This is a genomic window from Sphingobacterium sp. UBA5996 (assembly GCF_002429765.1).
Taxonomy (GTDB): domain Bacteria; phylum Bacteroidota; class Bacteroidia; order Sphingobacteriales; family Sphingobacteriaceae; genus Sphingobacterium.
The window spans coordinates 68,577-92,587 of record NZ_DJAS01000011.1; the positions used below are offsets into that span (position 1 = coordinate 68,577).

Here is a 24,011-nt window from a genome sequence, read left to right on the forward strand (position 1 = left end):
AGTAATCAACATGGCGATTACGTGGATTAAAAGTGAAGATTTCTGTTAGAATACTTGTTGTTTATTAAGCATAGCGATTCGCTGTGCTTTTTTTACTTTTATTGGTATAACTCTTGCATACAAATTGTATATTGTAAAAAAGAAATCCTATCAATTTGCAGATGGTGTTTAAAGTGTGTGTTAAATCTTTTTCTATTCATTTTTTCGGTGTATTATTATTCCTCTTTATAGGAGGGCGGGTAATTGCGCAGGAATTTATTCGTGGAAAGGTAGTGGATGCGCAGACAGGAAAAGGTATTGCAAGGGTCTCGATTAACTGGCTTGGGGAAGATCGTGGAGGTAGTAGTGATACTGTTGGGAATTTCAAAATTCAGGATATTAAGAAGTATCGCCAGTTAATCTTTGGAGCAGTGGGTTATGAACGCAGGACAATTGATGTTCGCCGATTGCAAGATTCTATATTGACTGTGCGTTTAATTGCCTCTAATAATACATTACAGGAAGTCGTCGTCAATAGAAAAAATAAGAAACCAAAAGATCCTGCCGTTGGGCTGATTGAGAAGGTGATCGCAAACCGTCCCCAGAACCATTATACCCGTATTCCTGAAATTCGTTTCGACGAATATGAGAAAACACAGTTTGGTTTTGTCAACCCAGAAGATAAAGCCAAGAAATTTCCAAAACCATTTCGGTTTCTTTTTGAGAATGTTGACTCTACTGCTTTCCGGGGGCTCACAATTGCGCCATTCTATCTGGAAGAAAACTATGCAAACGTCTATTCTTCCCATAATCCAGACCGAAGTAAGAAAATTATCATTAGCCACAATCAAACAGAATTAAATCCTCGCTTTTTTAACAACGATAATTGGCAGACGCGTTTTCAGACAATACTCCGTGATGTTGATCTCTATGATAATACGATTCAGATCACAAACAAAGGTGTGTTGAGCCCAATTGCTACGGGTGCAACAGCATTTTATAACTATCAGATCAAAGATACCATTCAAATCGATGGTCAGGATTATATAGCGCTCCATTTTGAAGGCAAATCTGCGATTGATTTGCTTTTCTACGGTGATCTCCTAATATCGGATGATACGAGATATGCGGTCCATCGCGCGACATTGAATATAGGACGTGCCGCAAATATCAATTGGATAAATGATGTACAGATAGAGCTGAACTATCGTGAATTTAAAAATGGTAGTATGCTCCCTGTTCATGCAGATCTGAAAATGTTATTTGGCGGTAGTAAGTCAGATGTATTATATGGACGCAGGGAAACACAATACCTAGGACATCGTACGGATTCCATTTCGAGTGAGAATTTTGCCGGAGTACCTGTTGAAAAAAGATATCTTCTGCAATCTGCGGTGCAAGTGCCCATAGTACGGATTAGACCGAGTCCCTTAAGCCATGCTGAATTAGGGGCCTATCAAAAAGTTGATTCGGTACAAAATATGCGATCTTTTAATCAGTTGGTTGCATTAGGTTATTTACTGGCAAAGGGCTATTATAATGCTGGGAAAGTTGAATTTGGACCGCTTGAATATCTTTATAGCCGTAATAATTATGAAGGTAATCGATTCCGCTTAAGTGGTCGAACAACTCGTTTATTTTCCGAAAAAGCTTATATTGAAGGATATACTGCTTACGGAGATAAAGATAAAGAACTTAAATATTACTTGAGTACGGCCTTTACGTTGAATGGAGAACGCATTGTTCAGTTTCCTGCAAATTATTTGCGCTTTACTGTACAGCATGATGTGATGGAACCAGGGCGGGGCTTGGGCTTTTTAAAAGGCGATGGATTCTTCCGCTCTTTTGGGAAAAACAAGCCTAATAAATGGCAATTTAATGACATCTATCGACTAGATCATCTGATCGAATTTGGCAATCATGTTAGCGTTGGAACGGCATTTACGCATACCAGAAGACAGCCCCGTGGTGATTTGTTCTATATCAATAGTCTACCTTTACCTGATACAGTTCGCCGGGTAAATACAAATGATCTGCAGCTGATTTTGCGCTGGGCTCCAAATGAAGAATTTACCTATCATAATCTTGACCGAGGTACTGTGGAAAATAAGTATCCCATCTTTACCCTGCAATATAACAAAGGTTTGAAAGGCTTTTGGGGAGCAGATTATAATTATGATGCATTGCGGTTCAATATTTTCAAACGATTATTCTTATCTCCGGCAGGTCAGGCCGATCTCGAGTTTTCAGGAGGAAGAATTTGGGGTAAGCACCTGCCTTATACCTTGCTTGAACTTCCAGAGGTCACAAAAGATAAGCAGGGACCTTTGGTGAACTTTGATCTGATGGCGACTTCGGAATTTGCTTCCGACCAGTTTTTGAAACTAACTTATTATCACAATTGGAATGGTTTCTTTTTCAATAGAATCCCCTTGTTCAGAAGGTTAAAATGGCGTGAAGTGACAGGGTTTAAGGCTTTTTATGGAAAGCTGAGTGACGCCAACAATCCATTTGTTACTCCCGAAAACATTCAATTTGAGCCAGATAAAGATGGCATTATTCAAACAAAGGCATTCCGTAACAAACCTTATGTGGAAGGACTTCTGGGGGTGGATAATATTTTTAAATTGATTAGATTAGAGTATAAAAAGAGATTAAGCTATAGAGGTGGCGAAGGCGTACCTTCAGATACCTTTACGGCATCTTTACATTTTAATTTTTAGCAATATGGTTCAATATTCAAGTTTAAAATACGCTATTAAAGATAGTATAGGCTACATCTTTATTAATCGCGAACCGCAGCTGAACGCCTTGAATCAGCAAACACTGGATGATTTGCAAGATCTTTTCAAACATTTCAATTCCGACGATCAAGTACGAGGCATAATCCTGACTGGCACTGGTGACAAAGCATTTGCGGCAGGAGCAGATATCAAGGAATTTTTGGATTTGTCTGTTATTCAGGCGCGATGGCTTAGTGAAAGGGGTCATATTATTTTTTCAGATCTTATTGAGGACTCACCGAAGCCAGTTATTGCTGCTATCAATGGATATGCCTTAGGTGGAGGGCTTGAACTCGCTTTGGCCTGTCACATGCGTATAGCTTCTGAGAATGCCAAAATGGGGCTTCCAGAAGTTTCTTTGGGCTTAATTCCAGGTTATGGCGGTACACAACGTTTGCCCAAATTGATCGGAAAAGGGCGGGCCATGCAAATAATTTTAACTGGTGATATGATTGATGCTCAGCAGGCTTATGAAATAGGATTGGTAAACGAGGTGGTCGTACAGGATAAACTAATTGCCCGAGCGGAGGAAATACTTCAAAAAATATTTACGCGCTCTCGCGTAGCAGTAGCAAATGCAATAGCTGCGATTAACGCTGCAGAAGATAAACAACAAAATGGAAGCAAAGTTGAAATGGATGCCTTTGGACATTTATTCGGTACAGAAGATTTCAAAGAAGGTGTTTCTGCATTTTTAGCGAAAAGGACTCCAAATTTTGAGTAGCGGCCTAACGCATTTTTTTATTATCCTTTCAGGTTACAGTTTTATACTGATTCCGTAGTTTATATTAAATGGTATTCATACTATTTTTTTAGTTAAATCGTTTTTAATTGAACCATGTTGGTTTCGTGTTTAGATTAACACCAGTAAAAAAATGACAAATAACGAACTAAGAGCACTTGCTGAATTTTCGCGCAAAAATGAAATTGCAGAGATGGAACAGATTGTCGCAGCAACAAACAGCAGCATTGAGTTTCATGAGTACGAATTGAATAGTTTAGTGAGCCAATTGATTCGATCTCAGCATTATGAAATCCTGGACAGGTTTTTACACAAGGGGCTCATCTCAACTGATCTATACGATTACGATCGTTTGAGCACATCTGTCATCAATACCTTATTTAAGCCTCACATAACATCCGAATCACAACTTGACATCCATTTAAATTGGATCAAGAGTTATTTGGCTCAGGTTGATGATATTGATGAAGAAGTAGACGGTAGTACCTTATTGGAATATGCCGTGCAGGAAAATGTGGCAATTCCTTTCTTAAAACTTATTTATGATGCAGGTGCTGACTTGCAGCGAATGGACAAATATGGACAAACATTGCTTTTTAAAGTGTGTAGTTTACGTATGCAGCCCAACGAACGTATTAGCGAGCTTGTAGATTGGCTGTTAGCGGAGGGCTTAGATCCGAATATTGCCAATGTTGAACAGAAGACAGCGTTACATATGGCTGTTGATACGTTGAAAACTGACGCTGTAGTTAAATTATTAGATGCTGGAGCAGACCCAGGCTTAAAGGATTGGCATGGGGAAAGTGCTTTTCATTATGCTGCGATTAGGCACTTTAATCCCGGTTTATTGCTGACTCTCTTCAATTATGGAAAGCCAGATTTTCATAGCGTCGATAAGCAAGGTGAAAGCTTGCTCAATGCATTCCTTCGCAGGATGCATACCGACAGTGAGACTAACCTAGCCGTTCTAGTCCTGCTTTTGGAACACGGTGCTGATCTGACGGCAGCCTCCGTTTGGTACCAGAAAGAAAAAGCAGGAGTTGATTGGCTGGCAGAAAAATCACTTTTGGTTATACAAGAACTTGTGGACAAAGGATTTTTAGATCTAAATTATACGGATAATGAGGGTAATACGTTATTGCATAAGGTTTGTCAAGAAAATCTCAATTACGATGAAAATAAAGCCCGTGAGCTTTACAAGAAGGTAAAATATTTGGTTGGCGAGGGGATTGACCCTCAATCAGAAAATAGATTGGATAAAAAGGCTGTTGATTACGCTATGGAGGATAATCTCAAGATAAAAACAGTCGAATGGTTATTAAAACAATAAATAAGTATAGAAAAGAGTTATGTCTCAATCATTTATAATTGCTTGTGAAAGTGGGAAGCGTAAGATAGCGGAGATATTACTGGAGAAGCATCAAGTTGATGTATCTTACACCGATGAAATGGGGCGTACAGCATTGCATTATGCGGCGCATCGGGGGTATCTAGATTTGGTGAAAAAGTTAGTTGAGGCAGGTGCTACCTTGGACTACGAAGATCATCGGGGTGAAACCCCTTTGTATTTTGCCCTGTTACAAAAGCAAAAGCAAACGGCAGTCTATTTATTGGAAAATAATGCCAATATTTTAATCAATGATTTTTTGGGGAATAGCTTGCTTCATATCGCAGCGCGCACAGGGCAACAGGAAATGGTGGAAAAACTGATTACACATGGCTTGGATGTAAATGCTTTAAATAACAGCGCTGAATCACCCTTACTATTGGCTGTTCAGGCAAAATATCCTCCTGTAGTACAGTTGCTTGTTGGAAATGGCGCTCGTGTAGACACAACAGACAAAGAGGGCAACACGGCTTTAAATTTGGCAGTGGCTTTGGGTTCTGTTCCTATTGTGAACATGTTGTTGGATAATGGTGCGTCTGTCAATATACTCAATGACATAAGCGAGGGCCCCTTACTGCTTGCAGTAAAAAATGGGAATCGCATTCTTGCCCAAAAATTGTTGGAACAGGGAAGTGATATTTTTGCTGAATCTGCTGAGGGCATTTCTCCAGTATGGTATGTATGTAATAGCAATCAAAAGGAGTTGCTTGCATTATTTTTAGAAAAAGGTCTTTCTGCCGATTACGCACGTCCCGTGGATTCATTTGATGGAAAGGACGGACAATATTTGGAGAAGTTAATTGCTAGGACAGGTGGACGTGCTTTTATACTCGGATTTGAACCACATTATGCTGGGGAGACATTGTTACATACGGCCACAAAAATGGGCTACCTATCTTTGGTCAAACAGCTTTTGGATAGTGGCGCAACGATCGATAAACAGGATGCAGCAGGGAATACCGCGCTTCATTATGCTGCAGCTTATGGTAAAAAAGATGTGTTGCGGTATCTCCTGTCCAACGGAGCAGTGACAGATATAGCGAATGTTTTGGAACAGAAAGCAATAGATTATTCCAATATGCAGGGGTATAATGAAATAACTGCATTATTAATTGATTTCGGTGCGCAAACCAATGCTGTGGGGGATGGGCCGATCAGCGCCAGTAAAAAGGTAATACCTGAAATGCCTCCAGGAATGGATATGGCACAAAAAAAGCAGGCGCTATTTGATCTGAAGGATTTATTAGACGCAGGAATTATCAATCAAGAAGAATTTGATTTGGAAAAAGCTAAGATCTTGAAGAGTTAGCATTTTAAACGATCGTTTTAAACTTGTACTGTTACATTATTTTTTTCTCATTCACTTTCAAATAGAACTTTGCTCCGATCGGTTATTCCTGTTCATATGTACTGTTTTAATGATTATGTTGCAACTGGTTAAATTCATTTTACATTACACCGTCGTTCAGGAAATTAGTTTATTGTTTGTTTGCGATAAGGTATAGATCTAGTGACCGGCATATAATCGCAATCAACACGATTAATGGATTTTTAAAAGGATCCCAGTTGTTTAAACAGGCATGGCATTGGACGATAAGCGCATAAACTAAAAAAGCGACTCTTTGGAAGTCGCTTTTGTAGCCCGTAGGGGAATCGAACCCCTGTTTCAAGAATGAAAATCTTGCGTCCTAACCCCTAGACGAACGGGCCATATCGTTTTCGATGATGCAAATATAGAAGCTTTTTCAAAAAGCGCAAAAAAAAAGTGCAGTTGGAATGCTAATTCATTGAAATTGAGAAAAATTATTTTTTTAAAGGCCCTGTTCCACAGCGTAAGCAAGCATATACTCATTGAATTTCTCGTAATACACATCATAATTATGCTTCTTTTGATTGCTGTCTAGTTCAAGTTTTAATATACCTTGCGTTTGATAGTTGAATGGCTGTATGGTCATGTTGTTCAGGAAAGAGACACCCGCATTCCCTTGAAGTTTGTAAATAGCCTCTTTGGCACACCAGCATGCATAAAGCTGCTCATATTGGTTCTCACCACGGGTGATGAAAGCGAGCTCTTCAGGCTTTAGAAACTTGTGTTGGATGCGCTCTACTTTTGTGTTGATGATTTCCATGTCGATCCCAACCTCTCCCTTTGTACTGATCATTGCAGCCGCATACTCAAATGAGTGCGAAAGGGATATTTTCTGAGGAAAATTAGCGAGATAAGGCTTGCCATTCGGATCGGAAGGACACTCAATATAGCGGGATGTATTTAATAGCGTTCGCAATAACACACGTGTTGCAAGCCAGTGGAGCCTTCTTTTTCCGATATGGAAGGAACCCAATATTGCTTTTTCACGTTCATCCAACTGAAGCTTCGACATCAAATCATCGTCAGATTCTTCAATTCGCCAAATTGCAAATTTGGTTTGGCTATCAATTTCACGTAGATATACTAGACTCATGTCCAAATTTAAAAACAAATCGCAGATTTTTGTTTTGAAAAATGAAGTAAAATTAGTTGGAGAACTGTATTTTTGAATTTGTATAGCACGGCCTGATGCCTTTGCTATTTTGATACACATGATTTTATCTGATAAAAGAATTCTCGAAGAGATTGAAAATGGCAGTATTGTCATTCAACCATTTGATCGTAAGTGTTTGGGCACAAATTCGTACGATGTACATTTGGGAAAATATTTGGCAACGTATGCAGACCGTGTACTGGATGCAAAAAAGCACAATGAAATCCAACATTTTGAAATTCCTGAAGAGGGATTCGTTTTGGAACCTAATACGCTCTATTTAGGTGTTACACAAGAATATACTGAGACGCATAAGCATGTTCCTTTTTTAGAGGGCAAATCAAGTACTGGCCGCTTAGGGATTGATATCCATGCAACCGCAGGAAAGGGCGACGTCGGCTTCTGCAATACCTGGACATTGGAAATTTCGGTAGCTCAGCCGGTCCGCGTTTATGCGGGGATGCCTATAGGGCAGCTAATCTATTTTGCGGTAGAAGGGGAGATCGAAACATTTTATAATACCAAAGGAAATGCAAAATATAACGGTAAGACAATCCGTCCGGTCGAATCCATGATGTGGAAGAATAATTTCTAATGAGAACGATTGGGTGGATTATATTAGCGACGCTATTGATCATTCTTATCAGCGGCGTACTTTATTATTTTATTCATCCTATCTTTGGTGGAAGTTTCAAGGGAGCTCGACTTGAGCGTATGAAACAGTCTCCAAATTTTAAAAATGGTACTTTTCGTAATCTCGAAGTAACACCATCGTTGAAAAGCGATGTCAATGTGGTCGCGTTGTTTTGGGATTTTCTTTTCAACAAAAACCCCCACTTGAAACCTATCGATGTGTTGCCTGTTGTTGCCTGTGATTTAGAAAATCTCCCCACAGACGATGTTCTGATCTGGTTCGGCCACTCCTCATATCTGCTAAAATTAGATGGAAAAATAATATTGGTGGATCCTGTTTTCAGCGAAAATGCTTCCCCAATGCCAGGTAGCAATAATGCATTTAAGATGTCAGTTGACTATGCGATGATGCTTTTTCCTAAAATCGACTATTTGTTTATCACTCACGATCATTATGATCACTTGGACTATGACACTGTTGCGAAATTGAGGAATAAAATTGGTCAGGTTATTTGTGGTCTTGGTGTTGGAGCACATATTGAATCTTGGGGATATAAGGCTGATCAGATCATAGAGGGCGATTGGTACGACCACATACAACTAAGACCTAGTTTTCAGGTCACCTTTACCCCAGCAAGGCACTTCTCGGGGCGAAGAATTACACGAAATACTACCTTGTGGACATCCTTTGTGTTAAAAACCTCCAAGTATACTATTTTCTTGGGGGGCGATAGTGGCTATGGTAAGCATTTCAAAAAAATAGGTGATCAATTCGGGCCATTTGATTTAGCAATCTTGGAAAGTGGGCAGTATAATGATGCCTGGCATTACATCCATTCTTTACCAGATGAATGGGCTGCTGAAACGAAGGATTTGAAGGCCCAAGCTATTTTACCCGTACATTCTTCGAAATTCGCTTTGGCTATGCACGATTGGAAAGAACCGATGGAGAAATTTCACGAAATAGCTGATAAAGAAAATATCAATCTGCTTACGCCTAAAATAGGGGAATTGGTGTATTTTAATAGATTGGATAAAGTATATCCACCTTGGTGGCGTGAAGTCCAATAAAGATCTATTTGTTTTTTTCCTCAATCCATAATGACATATATTTTGTGCTCTGCATCGTGTGGTGTAATAAGATCTGACTAATAAAATTTTGTTGGCGATGTTTGTCAATTTGCACCTTTAATAAGGATAGATTTGTCATAAAGTCAGCCTGGTACTTTCGTTTTTCATACCGTTCGTTGATGATTCGGATGCCATTTTCTTGAGCTGTATACCAAATCTTTTTGTTTTCATATAGCTCAACAGTTTTGACACAAAATGTTTTGGGATCATCTTCGATAAAACCATTCCAGTCCAAATAGCCCTTCATGGCTTCTGCTCCAATAGTCGTCGTGACAGATGGAGTTCCGGTCTGCATGGCGTCAATAAATTTCCCTTTTACACCAGCGCCAAATTGAATTGGTGCGACTAGTACCCGGTAGTTTTCCATAGTAACACGAGCAGATTCTGCCCGCCCCTTAATCAAGAAACGCTCTTTTGGATTATTTAACTGTAGTACTTTCTGCGTTGCATACGCCCCATAAATGTGCAATTCCGCTTTAGGCAGCATGTTCCTTAACTGTGGCCATATTTGTGTTTTTAGATATTGCACGGTATGCCAGTTGGGTTCATGAATGAAATTCCCAATAAATAATAAATTCTTGCGCTCTTTGAAAGCCTTCCACTGTACCACCTCAGAAGGAGTGATCTCCTTTTCAAGGAACGGAAGATAATAAAGGATATCCGGTGAAATTCGAAATTCTTCGATAAGAATCTTCATTTCAGATTCGGAGATAATCAATGAGAGATCACTCCGCAATATGGCGGCAAGTTCTCGTTTGGCGGTATCGGTAAATAATGCTTGAAAGGAAAAATCATCTTTATTTTTAACAGATGTCTGTCTTGCTTGGCGCAAGAAATGCAAATCTTCTGTATCAAGTACACGAAGTGCGTTGGGACATTGCTGTGCAACACGCCAGCCATATTGCTCTTCCACCATAAAACGATCAAATACAACAATGTCAGGCTGAAGCTGCTTAATAAAATCATCAAAGCTGCTGCTATTAAGCACAATTGCCTGTTCATGTATCCCCAGAGATTGCAAAAAGGCACTGTAGGGCGATTTGGCCGCGGCCGAAGCAAATGTAATCTGGTAGGAGCTCGCAAGGAATGTTTCAATCAATTGCATCATGCGAAAGCCCGCCGCAGAAGATGTTGGCTCTGGCCACACAAGTCCGATGAACAAAACCTTTTTCTCTTTCATGCCGGAAAATTACTGATTAATGTGAAAAGAATTGACGAAAAATTAACAATTAGTCATTTTCAAACGATTAGCTTTATTCAGTGTTTATAAAATATGTAGGCTTATCCACCATTAAACAACTATATGGTCAAAACTATTGCTCAACGGATTCGACATTTTTCACCAAAAACCTATTGGAAGGAACTAATAGCTGTTTTGGTAATCTTATTAGCCTTTGTATTTTTTAGAAATGAGCGAAAAGAGCTTGCTGCAATTATTCCGCAATTGCGTGCGGCCAATTTAACCTGGGTATCCGTTGGGGTGGCAATAACCATCATCTATATTGTGCTCCAGGGATTGATGTATGTACAGAGTTTTAAGGCTATTGGTCTTTCCATTAATCTGCGCATTGCAATTGACCTTTTCTTAAAGCGCAATTTACTCAGTGTGTTTTTGCCCGCAGGTGGAATCAGTTCCCTTGCCTATACGACGACTCAGTTGCGGAAAAGAAATTTAAATACCACTCAAATTCATCAGGCTGGCGCTCTTTATGGTTATGTTGGTTTATTGACTGTCTTTATAATTGGCGTACCTGTAATATTATACACAATCTGGCACAACAAAAATTTTGGGGATGCCTGGATTTCACTGGTGATTTTAGGATTGCTGTTGGGTATTGTATTTTGGATAGTCTGGTCTTTTAGAACGCACAGAGGAATCTACAGTTGGGTAGAAGCAAAGTTTCCTGCTGTTTCTTCCAATATTGACGAAATATTTTCAGGAGAAGTCAAGCTGAAGTATCTCTTGGGGACTATGCTTGCCTCCATGGTGGTGGAATGTTGCGGTATAGCACATGCATTTGTTAGTATGTATGCCCTAGGTTTGGATCATTCCTTTGAAGCTGCGGCTATTGCTTACACTGTGTCGGTTGTATTAATGATCGTTTCTCCTTTTTTGCGCGGGCTTGGGGCTGTCGAACTAACCATGTTATATATTTTTAAAGCGTATGGCTATTCCCAGGCAGAGGGTTTAGGCATCACGATCCTATATCGGGCATTCGAATTTTGGCTACCCCTAATTTTGGGACTTCTGGCTTTTGCATGGCGTGGCAAGCAATTGTTGGCGAGGATTGGACCTGCCTTGCTTATTTTCTTTTTGGGCGTGGTGAACCTCGTCTCCGTATTGACACCACCGTTGGCCGATCGTATGAAACTTGATCGATTTTATTTGCCGCTGGAAGCAATTCACGCATCTAAATTCATGGTATTAGTGTTGGGCCTGGGGTTATTGGTCACTTCGGCCTACTTGATTAAAGGCTTCCGTATTGCATTTTGGATAGCTGTAGTATTCAGCGCACTATCACTGTTTGGGCATGTCTTTAAAGCCCTGGACTATGAAGAAGCTTCGGTGGCTTTATTGACCTTGGTTTTATTGGCAATGAGCTATAAGCAATATCGCATTAAGAGTAATATTCGATGGATGCGTATTGGGTTTATCACATTTTTTGTTGCTCTCATGGGCATATGCCTATTTGATGTGTTGAGCTTTTACTTTATTGATAAGCAACATTTCGGGGTCGACTTTACCTGGAGACAATCCATTTACCATACCGCAAGAAGCTTCTTGTTGTTTGCCGACGATGAATTGATGCCACAAACAAACTTTGGTCAAGAACTCTTGCGGATCACTCAGGTACTTGGACTTTTTTGCTGGTTCCTCTTGATCTATGCGTTAGCCCGCCCCCGTCTTCTAGCAGATGAGGACTCGAACCAATCTGAATTGGAGCGTGCGGAGCAGCTGCTCCTCGAATTTGGACAGTCTCCGATGGATTTTTTTAAACTCGGAAAAGATAAGAGCTTATTTTTTTCGGAAATTTCAGAAGGATTTACGGCTTACCGCTTGGCTAACGAATTTGCAATTGTATTGGATGAACCTGTGTGTGAACAAGGGGATAAGGAAGAATTGATTCGGGAGTTTGATGCTTATTGCTATGCAAATGGATTGAAAGCCATTTATTATCGTGTTGATGAAAATAGCTTGGTCCACTTTTCTTCCCTTCGCAAACAGAAGATTACGATTGGACAGGAAGCAGTATTAGAACTCGAGGCATTCAAGCTGGAGGGTAAGGACCGTAAGTCACTGCGTAACGGACTGAATGCAATTCATAAAAAGGGGTTTACCACGGAAGTGTTGACAGCACCGCAGAACAAGGAAATTATAGATCAATTGAAAGCGATCTCCGATGAGTGGTTGAAAGCATTTGATAAAAAGGAAATGGTTTTTTCACAGGGTATGTTCGATGGAAAAGATCTTGTCTTACAGGATATTATTGTGCTGAAAAATGAAGCAAGTCAAGTGGTCGCTTTTCTCAATATTATTCCTGACTATGCAAAAGATGAGTGTACCTATGACATGATTCGGAAGTCTTCGGTAGCTCCAGGTGGAAGTATGGATGCGTTGATCGTTGAGCTTATTGCTTATGCGAAAGACCGAAAATACGCGTATTTAAATTTGGGCATGGTACCAATGACGGGTTTAGGAGCAACGGATAGTCCCGCAGAGAAAATTATGAAATTTGCCTCAAAGCGATTAGGCAATTTCAAACATTACCATAGCCTGCGCGATTTTAAAGAAAAGTATGCGACATTTTGGGAAAATAAATACCTTATATTTGATAACGATTTTGATCTCATACAACTTCCTGCAGCACTGATAAAAGTAATGAAGCCAAATGAATAGCTTCATATAGAGCTCATACAGATGAAAAAATTAGCCACTTTATTTATAATTGGAAGCATAGCGTTTCATGCTTTTGCTCAACAACGTTTGATTGACATGAAATATTGGAATAATAAAGCTGTATTACCTTTGGTTCTCTATCTGAGTGGAGATGGCGGGTTCAATTCGTTTTCAAATAAACTCTGTGAGCTGATTGCTGGAGCAGGATATACGGTGGCTGCTATTGATTCAAAAAACTATTTCTGGAAGAAGAAAAGTCCAAATGAAATTGCTGCGGATGCGTCAAACACGCTTAAAAACTTGCTTGGAGGACGACATAATACCCGCCTTTTTGTGGTTGGTTATTCATTCGGTGCGGATGCAGTTCCTTTTATTGTTAATCGCTTGGATCCTGCCGTTAAAAAAACCTTAAAAAGTGTAGTGCTTTTGGAACCTTCGGGGTCGACTGATCTTGAGATCCACATTGCAGATATTCTGGGGCGGAGTAATGCAAAACGAAGTCTTGATGTCGTGTCGGAAATCAATCGAATGGATGGAGTGAAAACGAGTGTTATTCTTGGTGACGATGAAGCCGACTTTTCTGTAAAGAAGATAACCCTTAAAAATTTTAGCAAAGTATACCTTTCTGGCGGACATCATTTTAGTGGAAATGCAGAACAGGTAGCGAAGAATACTGTCGCCCTATTTTAATGGAGCCGCCTTCATATACGCTGACTCTCTTCTACGGTGGTTATACGCTAGCAACGGGCATTTATAGTGCTAAGATAGGTAAAAGCTTCGATGCTATTCGTATTTCTTGTCCTACATCAATTTAATTAAATAATGAAGGGCTTAATTTTGATTTAGAATTTAAATAGACAATTATGGAATTAGGAATAGGAATGTTTGGTGACTCTCGGATAGATCCAGTTACGGGTCAGATCCAGGCAGCACAAGACCGAATGAAAGAAATTATTGAAGAAATCAAACTCATGGATCAAGTGGGCTTAGATTTCTTTGGAATAGGAGAACATCATCGCGCAGATTATGCAGTAGCGGCACCAGAGATAGTCTTAGCGGCAGCTTCTACAGTGACTAATAATATTAAATTGGGGAGTGCAGTTTCGGTATTGAGTTCTGCCGACCCGGTCAAATTATTTCAGGATTTCGCTGCAGTTGATTTGTTGTCAGATGGAAGGGCCGAGTTAATGGCCGGAAGAGGATCTTTCATCGAATCCTTTCCCTTATTTGGTTATGATCTCAAAGATTATTCCGAGTTATTTGAAGAGAAGTTAGCGCTTTTGCTTAGATTGAATAAGCAAAATCCAATCACATGGCGTGGAAATTTTAGAGCTCCCCTAATCAATCAAGAAATTTTCCCTCGGCCTAAGAACGGATCACTGCCGATTTGGGTTGCCGTAGGGGGCACAACTTCTTCTGTTATCCGTGCAGGAAAATTGGGTTTACCTGTCATGTTTGCTATCATTGGTGGTATGTATGAAAGTTTCGATCATCTATTTGACATGTATCGCCAAGCGTATGAGGATAATGGTCATGATATGGCTAATTTTCAAGTTGGAGTACACATGCATGCATTTTTTGGCGATAACAGCGCCCAGGTTGCAGATTATTACTATCCGATTTATTCCGCACAGATGGATCGCATAGGGTCAAGTCGAGGCTGGCCTCCATATCAACGCACGCAATATGATTTCGGAAGGTCTTCAAGGGGCCACCTGATTGTTGGAGATGCTAATTATGCCGTAGATAAAATCTTGCAGATTCAGGAGAAATTTAAGCTGACACGTTTCTCTGCCCATATGGATGTAGGTGCCCCCGGACATAAAGAAATGTTGCGATCTATAGAGATTTATGGCGAGAAAATAGCACCAGAAATTAGAAAGGTATTACATAAAGATATTTAGAGATATTATCATTTTTTTAACGTTCAGATATTACATACCTTTGTGGAATAAATCATTTTAGAGAGTAAGATGCTTGGATTAAAGTTATTGACAGATCCGCGGTGGGCAAACATTGCAGAAGGTAATTTAGAGGAGATTTTGACAGATCATGCATGGTGTGAACAAAAAGCTGCTTCAAATGCAATATCCTTAATTACAAACAACTCAGAGTACGAGGATTTGGTACATGAATTGACCGCAATCGCTATCGAAGAAATGGAGCATTTTAAGATGGTCATTGATATCATTAAAGAACGTGGTTATACTTTAGGGCGTGAGCGAAAAGATGATTATGTTGGTCAATTGATGAAATTCTCTAAAAAGGACGGGAGCCGTAACATGGCTTTTATAGACCGTTTATTATTTGCTGCCATGATTGAAGCTCGTAGTTGTGAACGTTTTAGAGTGCTGTCGCAAAATATTCAAGATAAAGAATTGGCAAAGTTTTATTATGATTTAATGGTTTCTGAAGCAAATCATTATACCACATTTTTAAATTTTGCACGTAAATATACTATAGATGTTGATGTAGAAAAGCGTTGGAAAGAGTGGTTGGATTTTGAAGGTAAGCTGATTCAGTCATACGGAAGTAAAGAGGCCATTCATGGCTAATCGGATATCGCCCCTACCTATTTTAAAACACATACATAACAGTTGTCCCGTTCTATTTCTTAGAACGGGATTTTTTGTCACTTAATTATTCTTATCTTTGTACCGTGATTGAAAAAAGTAAAAGAATAGATATCAGGAGTTTGTCTTTGGATCAGATCAAAGACCAACTTACAGCGTTGGGGGAGCAAGGTTTTCGTGCAAAACAGATTTATGAATGGATTTGGGTTAAATCTTGTGTAGATTTTGATCAGATGAGCAATCTAAGTAAATCCCTTCGCGAGAAGCTAAAAGAGCATTTTACAATCAATGCAGTTACAATTAAAGAATCACAGATCAGCTCGGATAAAACCATTAAAAGTAGTTTTTGGCTCTACGATAATAATATCATTGAGGGGGTGTTAATACCGGCTCCCGAACGTATGACAGCCTGTGTCAGTTCACAAGTAGGTTGTAGTCTGACCTGTAAGTTTTGTGCAACAGGCTATATGGATCGCAAAAGGAACCTCAATGCCGATGAGATCTATGATCAGGTCGTTCTAATCAGCAAGCAAGCCGAGGAGAATTATGGTCAGCCTCTGACAAACATTGTCTATATGGGAATGGGAGAGCCATTGTTGAATTATGCCAATATGATGAAATCGGTAGAACGTATTACTGCTCCAGATGGATTGAATATGGCTGCCAAGCGGATTACAGTGTCCACGGCCGGTATTGCAAAAATGATTAAGAAATTGGGTGATGATCAAGTGCGTTTCAATTTAGCGCTTTCTTTGCATGCCGCAAATGATAAAAAGCGAAATGAGATTATGCCGATTAACGAGCAGAACTCCCTAAAGGCGCTGGCAGAAGCCCTCAAATATTTCTATGCCAAAACAAAGAGCCCGATCACATTTGAATATATTGTCTTTAATAATTTCAATGATGAATTGGACGATGCGAAAGAACTGGCCAAATTCTGTAAACATGTGCCCTGTAAAGTCAATCTAATTGAATATAATCCTATTGCATTAGCAGACTTCCTAAATGCCGAAGCAGATAAAATCGAAATTTTTGCAAATTATCTCAAAAGTCAAGGAATCATCACAAATGTCAGACGCAGCCGTGGAAAGGATATTGATGCCGCTTGTGGGCAATTAGCCATCAAGGATAAGAAAGAAGAGGAATCTGAAGCATAATCTGATGGATTGTTCCTATCTTTAATAGGAGAGTTAACCAGATGAAGTCCGAACTAAATAAGCTTTTTGGCGATTTCGTGTCTATATTTTTTCCGAAAGAATGTGGATGTTGCGGTTGCGTGCTAAAATATCAGGAAAAGTTTATCTGCATTGCATGCGATTTTCATTTGCCTTATACGAACTATCACGAATACTCAGATAATGATACCGCGAGACAGCTCTGGGGAAAAGCACCGTTGGAAGAAGCATGCTCTTTCTTGTTCATGCAAAAGGATAGCCGTGTAGAACGTCTAATCTATCAGATTAAATACAATAACCAACCTTTTCTTGCGGAATACTTTGGCTATCAATATGGCTTAAAATTAATCGAAGTAAAGGCGTACCAAGATATTGATTTTGTTATTCCTGTGCCTTTACATAGTAGTAAATTACGGAAAAGAGGGTATAATCAATCTACCTACTTTGGAAGGGGAATAGCCAGAGCGATGGAAATTCCATTGCGGGAAGATATTTTGGTTAGAAAGAAAGCAACCATCAGTCAAACGGGCAAGGGAAGGCTCGAGCGCTATGAAAACGTAAGTGATATCTTTGATTGTCAAACCACTGTTTTAATGGATAATGTGCACATACTATTGGTGGACGATGTGTTGACAACAGGCGCAACAGTTATTTCAGCAGCGTTAATGCTTTTCGCGTCTTTTGACTGTCGGATTTCTGTCGCCACTTTGGCTAGGGCCTAGTTCATTCGCCAAGCCTAGCTTATTGGGGGCAAACTATCAGAACTAAAATCTACACCTACACCTACCTCTTCAACTGCGATTCGGATAATTTAGGCTGTAAATCGTCCGATCTTCTCATATTTCAAAAATAAGTAAGTCATCGAGATAAATCCAACAACATATCTATGACCTTCGGTTGACATAATTCAGAAGATAAGCAAACCCTGCCATACCTATTCCGATAGTGTCAGCAAATAAATCCCACCAATCGCCACTGCGATAAGTAAAAATGTAAAGCTGAAGTAATTCGGTCAGCCCTGCAAATAAGAATCCGAGTATAGATACAATAAAGAAAGGAACCCAACGTGTCGGTTTGCCGCTGAATTGTTGGATCACCCCATTATATAGCAGCGTGCAGAAAACAAAGAACATACCGCAATGGACTAATTTATCCATACCGGGATAAGAAGGAACTGCGTCGAAATTGTTGCCCGGGAGTGTGCATAAAACGATAACTATGATGGCCCAAATAAAACACCATTTATAGTCTAGCAAGATTTTAATCATGGCAATAAATATCCAAAAATTTCCTGATAGAAATTAAATTATTATTTATTTAAAAATTATTCGACTGTAAATCAGGTTTTTATGTAATTCTTGTTGTTTTGTATGGTACTATGTATTGCATGGTACCATAAAATACATATATCTTTGTATTGTTATGATAGCTGAAAATACACAAATACAAATGAGGAAGGGGATACTTGAATACTGTATCCTATCCATAATTTCTCGAGGAGAAATTTATGCCTCCGATATTATCAGCGAACTGAAGAAAGCTCAATTACTGGTTGTAGAAGGCACCTTATATCCGCTTTTGACCCGTCTAAAAAACAATGGGCTGTTAAGCTATATATGGAAAGAGTCAACTTCAGGTCCGCCTAGAAAATATTATGAAATCACACAAGAAGGATTGGAAGTCCTTTCTAGATTAGATGTTACCTGGAATGAGTTGGTGTTTGCTGTAAACACTTCATTGGTAGGTAGAAACAATGATTCAACTAAACCAGTTAAAGATAATAACGATGAATAAGACAATAATTATCAACATAAATAGTATCGTCTTTCATATCGAAGAGGATGCTTATGAGGTGCTTCGCTCCTACATGATTGATATAAAGAAGCACTTTGGACAATCAGAAGATAGTCGCGAAATTTTAGAAGATATCGAGAACCGTATTGCTGAAATGTTTACCGAGAAGATTCAGGCAGGTAGCAAGGAAGTGCTTAATATGGATGACGTTAATGCAGTGATCGAGCAAATGGGAAGCGTCAGCGATTTTGAATCCGAAGATCAGGATGGTTATTCGTCTTTCCAGCAACAGTCGAATGCAGACGGGTTTAAAGTGGGGAAAAAATTGATGCGCGACCCTGATGACAAGGTTTTTAGTGGAGTATGTAGCGGGCTTGGCCACTTTTTTGGCATTGAGGCTAAATGGGTACGATTACTTTTTGCTTTATTTGTTGTGATCGGTGGATCAGGCGTATTGGTCTATGTCATACTGTGGATTGTAATGCCGTTGGCTATCACGCGTGCAGATAAAATGGAGATGCGTGGTGAGGCCCCAAATATTCATAATTTTAAACGTTCGTTCGACGAAGAAATGAGTGGAGTACGTGACTCATTTTCAAGAGGTATGGATCGGACAGGCGATAGTGTTGCTAAATTATTGCAGATTATTGTAAAAGTCATTGGCGTATTCTTTGTTATAATCGTTGGGTTGACCCTCATTGGTTTGATCATTGGACTTATTTTCTTTGCATTAGCTATTCTAAACGTCATTCCAGACGTTATGGATAACTCTGGACCTTTTTATTTAATGGATCCGAGCGATGTACCTTTTGCGTTGATAGCAGGTTTCTTGGCCATTTTTATCCCGTTTGCTGGATTGTTCTATTTACTTCTCCGTGTTCTTTTCGAGAAAAAGCCAATGAGCAATTATTTGACTACAACATTATTTTTGGTGTGGTTGGCTTCGATAGGTGCTATTATTTACTATTCTACATCCGTAGCGAAAGAATTCAAAGAGTCAAGTACAATTGTTGAAGAGAAGCCGCTGCAAAAGCAAGCTGTTTATTACTTAAATGAAAATGATATTCGGGTGATCCGCTTAAAGAACGGTGTAAAAAGCGGTCTGGGCATAAAAAGCGAAAACCTGTCTACCTATTTAAGACGTAATATTCGCATCCGCATTGAACGTATCGACTCCTTACAAGAACCTTACGTGCGTTATGAATATTCGGCTAAAGGAAACTCCTATAAAGTTGCAACGGATAGAGCAAGTAACATTCATTATACGTTGAGGCAAGATAGTACATCTCTAGTATTTGACAATGCTTTTCAATTAAATGAAGGCGAACTCTATCGGGATCAAGAAGTCAATATAACCTTGTTTCTTCCAGTCGGAACCAAACTGATCATTAACGATAAACTGGAAGATAAATTAAGAGATATTTCGTTTTATGAATGCCGTGACCGGTACAGTGAGGATTTAAGTGACGTAAAGGATGTCGAATTTATGGTCACTTCACTCGGGTTGAAATGTGCCCTGCCACCGAAAAAATCTGATGACAACGACGAAGTAGATGCGGAAGACAGTGAAGTAGCCGCAAATGATACGTCTATCGTCATCCGTCGTGATACCATTATCAAAGTGAAAAAAGATGGTGTCACAGTAGAAACAAAAAAGAAATAACCGATACTTTGTCTTCTGCCTGCGGGCGGAAGACAAGGTATGGTAGCTTTAGCCAATCGAAAGTCAGTACGCAACCGCGTGTGATAAGCCTATTGAATACCATCAACGTAACTGCTTTTGCATCTATTTTATAAACGAATGAAAAGATATTTTTACCTCTTACTCTTAAATTTATTGATTGCTTCCTTTGCCTGTGCGCAAGTTAAAGTCACAGGGAAAGTACAGCTGGAAAACAACGCGCCTTTGGCTTCTGCAACGGTTTACCTCATGAGTGCCAAGATGGATGTTATGTTGAAAACAGGGGTTACAGATGAAAATGGAAAATACCAATTTTCAGATATAAAACCTGGACGTTATTATGTCCACATCAAGATGGTCGGGTATGTAAGCAATAAAAGTAATGTTTTTGATATTGGTAAGTCAGATTACAATGCGCCCATAATTCTGTTGAACACCGATACACGAAAACTGCAGGAAGTTGCTGTTGAAGGTAAGCGGCCGATGGTTGAAAGCAAGCCCGGTAAATTGGTGCTAAATGTGGAAAATTCTCCCTTAGCAGCAGGGAATAATGCCCTAGATATTGTACAACGAGCTCCGGGAGTAAGCTTGGATAACAACAATAATTTACAGTTGATGGGGCAATCTGGTGTCTCCGTTACTATCGATGGACGGCAGACCTATATGTCCGGTGAGCAGTTGGTGAATTTCTTGAAGAGTACAGATGGCAATCAGATTAAGTCAGTCGAAGTGATAACCACTCGCGCAGCTAAGGATGATGCTGAGGGGGCAGTGGGAACTATAAATATCGTTCTAAAAAAGAATCGGATGGAAGGGTTTAACGGCACCTTTAACATGACGGCAGGGAGGGGGGAAAAATTCAGAGGGAATAGCTCCTTGTCGTTAAACTATAAAAAGAACAATACAACCCTATTCGGATCGTATGCCTATTCTGATGAAAAAAGCTACCGCAAGCTTCTGCTCGACCGTATCATACAGAATGAAGGAGTAAAGACTTATTTCAATCAAAGATCACTATTACATGAAAAGGAAAGAAACCATTCTTATCGTTTTGGGATAGAGCAAAAGACATCAGCTAGAAACATAGTCACGGTACAGTTTAATGGATCAAATAATGTCGAATACAATGATAACGATAGTAAGACCAATGTAGGAAAGTCTTTTACAACATTGGATTCCCTTTTGATTTCGACGTCTGCATTCAAAGAATTGTTTGATCGTTACTCTGCTAATTTGAACAACGAGTTTCGAATTGATTCTAATGGCAGAAAACTCACTTTCGATCTGGATTGGAGTAAATTCAATAGCAGTAAACGTGTCAGCTACAATAATCAATATTTTGATGGTCAGATGGACGCCATTACGCCTGAGGAGATTCAACAAAGTAGAATGCCCATCGGAATCGATATTTATGTCGCCAAACTGGATTATGAACAACCGCTATCTAAGGTTTCCAAGCTTGAAATGGGAGCAAAATACTCCAATGTTACATCGGATAACAATTTAACGTTTGAAGACTTTTTGAGCAACTCTTGGATTAGCAATGAAAAGCGTACAAATCATTTTGTGTATAAAGAGCAGATTGCCGCGACATATATAGACTATAACAATACGATTGGAAAATGGGGAATGAAGGTAGGAGCAAGAGGGGAATATACGTTTTCCGACGGAAATTCATTAACATTAAATAAGCAGGTGAAACGGAATTACTTTAAGCTTTTTCCGAATGCAAACCTAACGTATACCCTCCATGCAAACCATATTTTTTCATTGGGTTATGCAAGGAAAATCACCCGCCCCAATTACCGTCAGCTCAATCCTTTTGATTATTTTATTGATAAACTAACCTTTGAGCGTGGTAATCCGTATTTAAATCCGCAATATTCCAATGAATTTACCTTCAATTATACGTTGATGCAGTGTTATAATGTGACATTGGGTATTAACGATGTAAGGGATGCTATTGTAGAAAGCATGGGACAAGATTCGGTACTGAAACAAACTTGGGTTATACGTGAAAATTTAGGTAAGAACTTAACGGCTTATCTGAATCTGAACATTCCGGTTACAGTATCCAATATTTGGAGCATGAATAACAATGTTACTGGTATCTATTTTGACTTTGATGGTATGGTGAGCGGCCATCCACTAAAAAGAAAATCTTTTCTTTTGCAAGCTACATCCATGCACAATCTTAAGCTGGCGAAAAGCCTGTCGGCGAATGTCAATTTAAGATATTTCTCTCCTTTCAAATACAACGTATACGATATGAGAGGCCGTTGGGATATGGAGGTTGGAGCGACAAAAACGTTTAAAGATCAACGTAATTCTTTAAAGTTGGCCGTGAGCGACCTATTTAATACAGGAAATCAGAACCTGAAAACTAATTTCGGAGACTTTGATTCCAGTATTAGACAATACCAAGATCGTCGTGTGGTCCGATTAACCTATTCGTATAAATTTGGAAATTTAAAAAATAATTATCGTAAGAAAGATACAAGTAACGAAGAAAAGGAAAGGGCGCAATAGGACATGAATGTCTTATTATCCAACCCTAAGAGTATCATTTCTTACGGTTTTTTTGTTTGATGTAAATTCAGTACCCCATCGATTTAATCAGTGTTTATCAATTCAGTAGGTAATACACGAGTTTCAAACTCAGCGATTGGATATTTGGTTTCTATCAACTTAATAAGCAATTCTGTCGCGATTTTCCCCATTTCGAAAGCAGGCTGTCTAATAGAAGTTACTTTGGAAGAAAATAAATCTACAACATTTGAGTTTGTAAATCCAGCAATAGCGATATCTTGTTGTGCTGCTAATGGCCTTTTTTTTATTACATGAAGATATCCTGTGGTTAATTTGTCTCCCGAAATGAAAATAGCATCAAAACCAATGCGGATAAGTTCCTCGACAGCTTGCTCAATTTCCGCTGAGTGTAGCCCGCCATGTTGACAATACTTGACCAAATTTGGATCAAAATCGATATGATTCGCCATCAGCGCCTTTTTATAGCCAATTAATCGATCCTTCGTTATAGACAATGATTTGGAGTTTGTCAGATGTGCAATTTTTTTCTTTCCGAGTTTTATAAGGTGCTGTGTGGCATCATAGGCTCCTTGTTGATTGTTTACAACGACTTTGTAGGTATCAAACTGCTGCGGCACGCGATCAAAAAAGACAATGGGAAATCCCCGCTCCTTCAGCTGCTGCAAATAGGATATATCTTCGGTTTCCGAAGATAATGCAATCAATAGTCCGTCGATGGATCTGGAAGTTAAATATTCAACATTTAGTCGTTCGCGTACAGACGATTCATGCGTTTGTGATATTATAATTTGAAAGTTCTTGTCATAAGCAATAGATTCTACACCGTTGATGACCTGTGAGAAAAAATTATTGGCTATTTCGCTAACAATAACACCGATCGAATGACTTCGACGCTCTTTCAAACTTCTAGCGATAGGGTTGGCGCGATAGTTTATCTTTTCGGCATATTCCAATACAATCTTTTTTGTTTCGGGGCTTATTTCATAACTATCTCTTAAGGCTCTCGAGATCGTGGAAGTGGATAAATTAAGCGCTTTAGCAATATCTTTAATTGTATAGTTTTCGAATCTCATAATCGGCAAAATAAACTATAATATTAATCAAAAAAAATTACAAAACCTAATTTATCAGGATATGCAAACGTTGCCGGCAACGTTTGCATA

19 protein-coding genes and 1 tRNA gene are annotated in these 24,011 nt (G+C 39.3%); 15 read left to right on the top strand and 5 right to left on the bottom strand.

Annotation, left to right across the window (positions count from 1 at the left end):
- Nucleotides 1-161 precede the first annotated feature (161 nt).
- The 4 genes from B3E00_RS07740 (at nt 162) to B3E00_RS07755 (ending at nt 6,200) form a co-directional block, all read left to right on the top strand.
- Nucleotides 162-2,702: a DUF5686 family protein gene (locus B3E00_RS07740; protein ID WP_293937949.1), complete on the top strand. Its 2,541-nt coding sequence runs from the start codon at nt 162-164 to the stop codon at nt 2,700-2,702.
- A 4-nt stretch (nt 2,703-2,706) separates the two neighbouring features.
- The gene (locus B3E00_RS07745; RefSeq protein ID WP_209578312.1) at nt 2,707-3,486 is read left to right on the top strand and encodes an enoyl-CoA hydratase/isomerase family protein; all 780 of its coding nucleotides are present in this window, start codon (nt 2,707-2,709) and stop codon (nt 3,484-3,486) included.
- A 151-nt stretch (nt 3,487-3,637) separates the two neighbouring features.
- Complete coding sequence (locus B3E00_RS07750) at nt 3,638-4,834, top strand: ankyrin repeat domain-containing protein (RefSeq protein ID WP_209578314.1); 1,197 nt, start codon at nt 3,638-3,640, stop codon at nt 4,832-4,834.
- A 19-nt stretch (nt 4,835-4,853) separates the two neighbouring features.
- The gene (locus tag B3E00_RS07755) at nt 4,854-6,200 is read left to right on the top strand and encodes an ankyrin repeat domain-containing protein (RefSeq protein WP_293937952.1); all 1,347 of its coding nucleotides are present in this window, start codon (nt 4,854-4,856) and stop codon (nt 6,198-6,200) included.
- Nucleotides 6,201-6,529: 329 nt separating this feature from the next.
- On the opposite strand, the gene B3E00_RS07760 is transcribed toward B3E00_RS07755, so the two are convergent.
- Nucleotides 6,530-6,601, bottom strand: a tRNA-Glu gene (locus tag B3E00_RS07760).
- A 101-nt stretch (nt 6,602-6,702) separates the two neighbouring features.
- Nucleotides 6,703-7,353, bottom strand: coding sequence for a 4'-phosphopantetheinyl transferase family protein (locus B3E00_RS07765; RefSeq protein ID WP_209578318.1), 651 nt, complete (start codon nt 7,351-7,353; stop codon nt 6,703-6,705).
- 118 nt (nt 7,354-7,471) lie between these two features.
- Here B3E00_RS07765 and dcd point away from each other — a divergent pair, with 118 nt between their 5' ends.
- Nucleotides 7,472-8,008, top strand: coding sequence for a dCTP deaminase (dcd, locus tag B3E00_RS07770; RefSeq protein ID WP_209578319.1), 537 nt, complete (start codon nt 7,472-7,474; stop codon nt 8,006-8,008).
- Complete coding sequence (locus tag B3E00_RS07775; protein ID WP_209578321.1) at nt 8,008-9,117, top strand: MBL fold metallo-hydrolase; 1,110 nt, start codon at nt 8,008-8,010, stop codon at nt 9,115-9,117. Before dcd ends, B3E00_RS07775 begins: the two co-directional genes overlap by 1 nt.
- A gap of 4 nt (nt 9,118-9,121) precedes the next feature.
- On the opposite strand, the gene B3E00_RS07780 is transcribed toward B3E00_RS07775, so the two are convergent.
- Nucleotides 9,122-10,357, bottom strand: coding sequence for a glycosyltransferase (locus tag B3E00_RS07780; RefSeq protein WP_209578323.1), 1,236 nt, complete (start codon nt 10,355-10,357; stop codon nt 9,122-9,124).
- Nucleotides 10,358-10,480: 123 nt separating this feature from the next.
- Here B3E00_RS07780 and B3E00_RS07785 point away from each other — a divergent pair, with 123 nt between their 5' ends.
- The 6 genes from B3E00_RS07785 (at nt 10,481) to B3E00_RS07810 (ending at nt 17,545) form a co-directional block, all read left to right on the top strand.
- Nucleotides 10,481-13,075, top strand: a complete 2,595-nt coding sequence (locus tag B3E00_RS07785; RefSeq protein ID WP_209578325.1) for a phosphatidylglycerol lysyltransferase domain-containing protein — start codon at nt 10,481-10,483, stop codon at nt 13,073-13,075.
- Between the two features lie 21 nt (nt 13,076-13,096).
- Entirely contained in the window at nt 13,097-13,765 is a 669-nt protein-coding gene (locus B3E00_RS07790) for an AcvB/VirJ family lysyl-phosphatidylglycerol hydrolase (RefSeq protein WP_209578327.1), read from the top strand.
- Nucleotides 13,766-13,938: 173 nt separating this feature from the next.
- Nucleotides 13,939-14,979, top strand: a complete 1,041-nt coding sequence (locus B3E00_RS07795) for an LLM class flavin-dependent oxidoreductase (RefSeq protein WP_209578329.1) — start codon at nt 13,939-13,941, stop codon at nt 14,977-14,979.
- 69 nt (nt 14,980-15,048) lie between these two features.
- Complete coding sequence (locus B3E00_RS07800) at nt 15,049-15,630, top strand: tRNA-(ms[2]io[6]A)-hydroxylase (protein WP_209578331.1); 582 nt, start codon at nt 15,049-15,051, stop codon at nt 15,628-15,630.
- A 104-nt stretch (nt 15,631-15,734) separates the two neighbouring features.
- Complete coding sequence (gene rlmN / locus B3E00_RS07805) at nt 15,735-16,805, top strand: 23S rRNA (adenine(2503)-C(2))-methyltransferase RlmN (protein WP_414712090.1); 1,071 nt, start codon at nt 15,735-15,737, stop codon at nt 16,803-16,805.
- A 41-nt stretch (nt 16,806-16,846) separates the two neighbouring features.
- Nucleotides 16,847-17,545, top strand: coding sequence for a ComF family protein (locus B3E00_RS07810; RefSeq protein WP_209578333.1), 699 nt, complete (start codon nt 16,847-16,849; stop codon nt 17,543-17,545).
- A gap of 162 nt (nt 17,546-17,707) precedes the next feature.
- Here the strand turns inward: B3E00_RS07810 and B3E00_RS07815 are convergent, their stop codons facing one another.
- Nucleotides 17,708-18,091, bottom strand: coding sequence for a VanZ family protein (locus tag B3E00_RS07815; RefSeq protein WP_209578335.1), 384 nt, complete (start codon nt 18,089-18,091; stop codon nt 17,708-17,710).
- Nucleotides 18,092-18,245: 154 nt separating this feature from the next.
- Between B3E00_RS07815 and B3E00_RS07820 the strand changes: the two genes are divergently transcribed.
- The 3 genes from B3E00_RS07820 to B3E00_RS07830 all read left to right on the top strand — a co-directional run bounded on the left by B3E00_RS07820 (nt 18,246) and on the right by B3E00_RS07830 (nt 22,827).
- Complete coding sequence (locus B3E00_RS07820; protein WP_046673104.1) at nt 18,246-18,617, top strand: PadR family transcriptional regulator; 372 nt, start codon at nt 18,246-18,248, stop codon at nt 18,615-18,617.
- Complete coding sequence (locus B3E00_RS07825; protein WP_293889262.1) at nt 18,610-20,280, top strand: PspC domain-containing protein; 1,671 nt, start codon at nt 18,610-18,612, stop codon at nt 20,278-20,280. Before B3E00_RS07820 ends, B3E00_RS07825 begins: the two co-directional genes overlap by 8 nt.
- A gap of 138 nt (nt 20,281-20,418) precedes the next feature.
- On the top strand, nt 20,419-22,827 hold the full coding sequence (locus B3E00_RS07830) for a TonB dependent receptor (RefSeq protein ID WP_209578337.1): 2,409 nt from the start codon (nt 20,419-20,421) through the stop codon (nt 22,825-22,827).
- Between the two features lie 83 nt (nt 22,828-22,910).
- Here the strand turns inward: B3E00_RS07830 and B3E00_RS07835 are convergent, their stop codons facing one another.
- Nucleotides 22,911-23,921 carry a LacI family DNA-binding transcriptional regulator gene (locus tag B3E00_RS07835; protein ID WP_209578338.1) on the bottom strand — a complete coding sequence of 337 codons (1,011 nt, stop codon included), beginning with the start codon at nt 23,919-23,921 and terminating at the stop codon, nt 22,911-22,913.
- Nucleotides 23,922-24,011 lie beyond the last annotated feature (90 nt).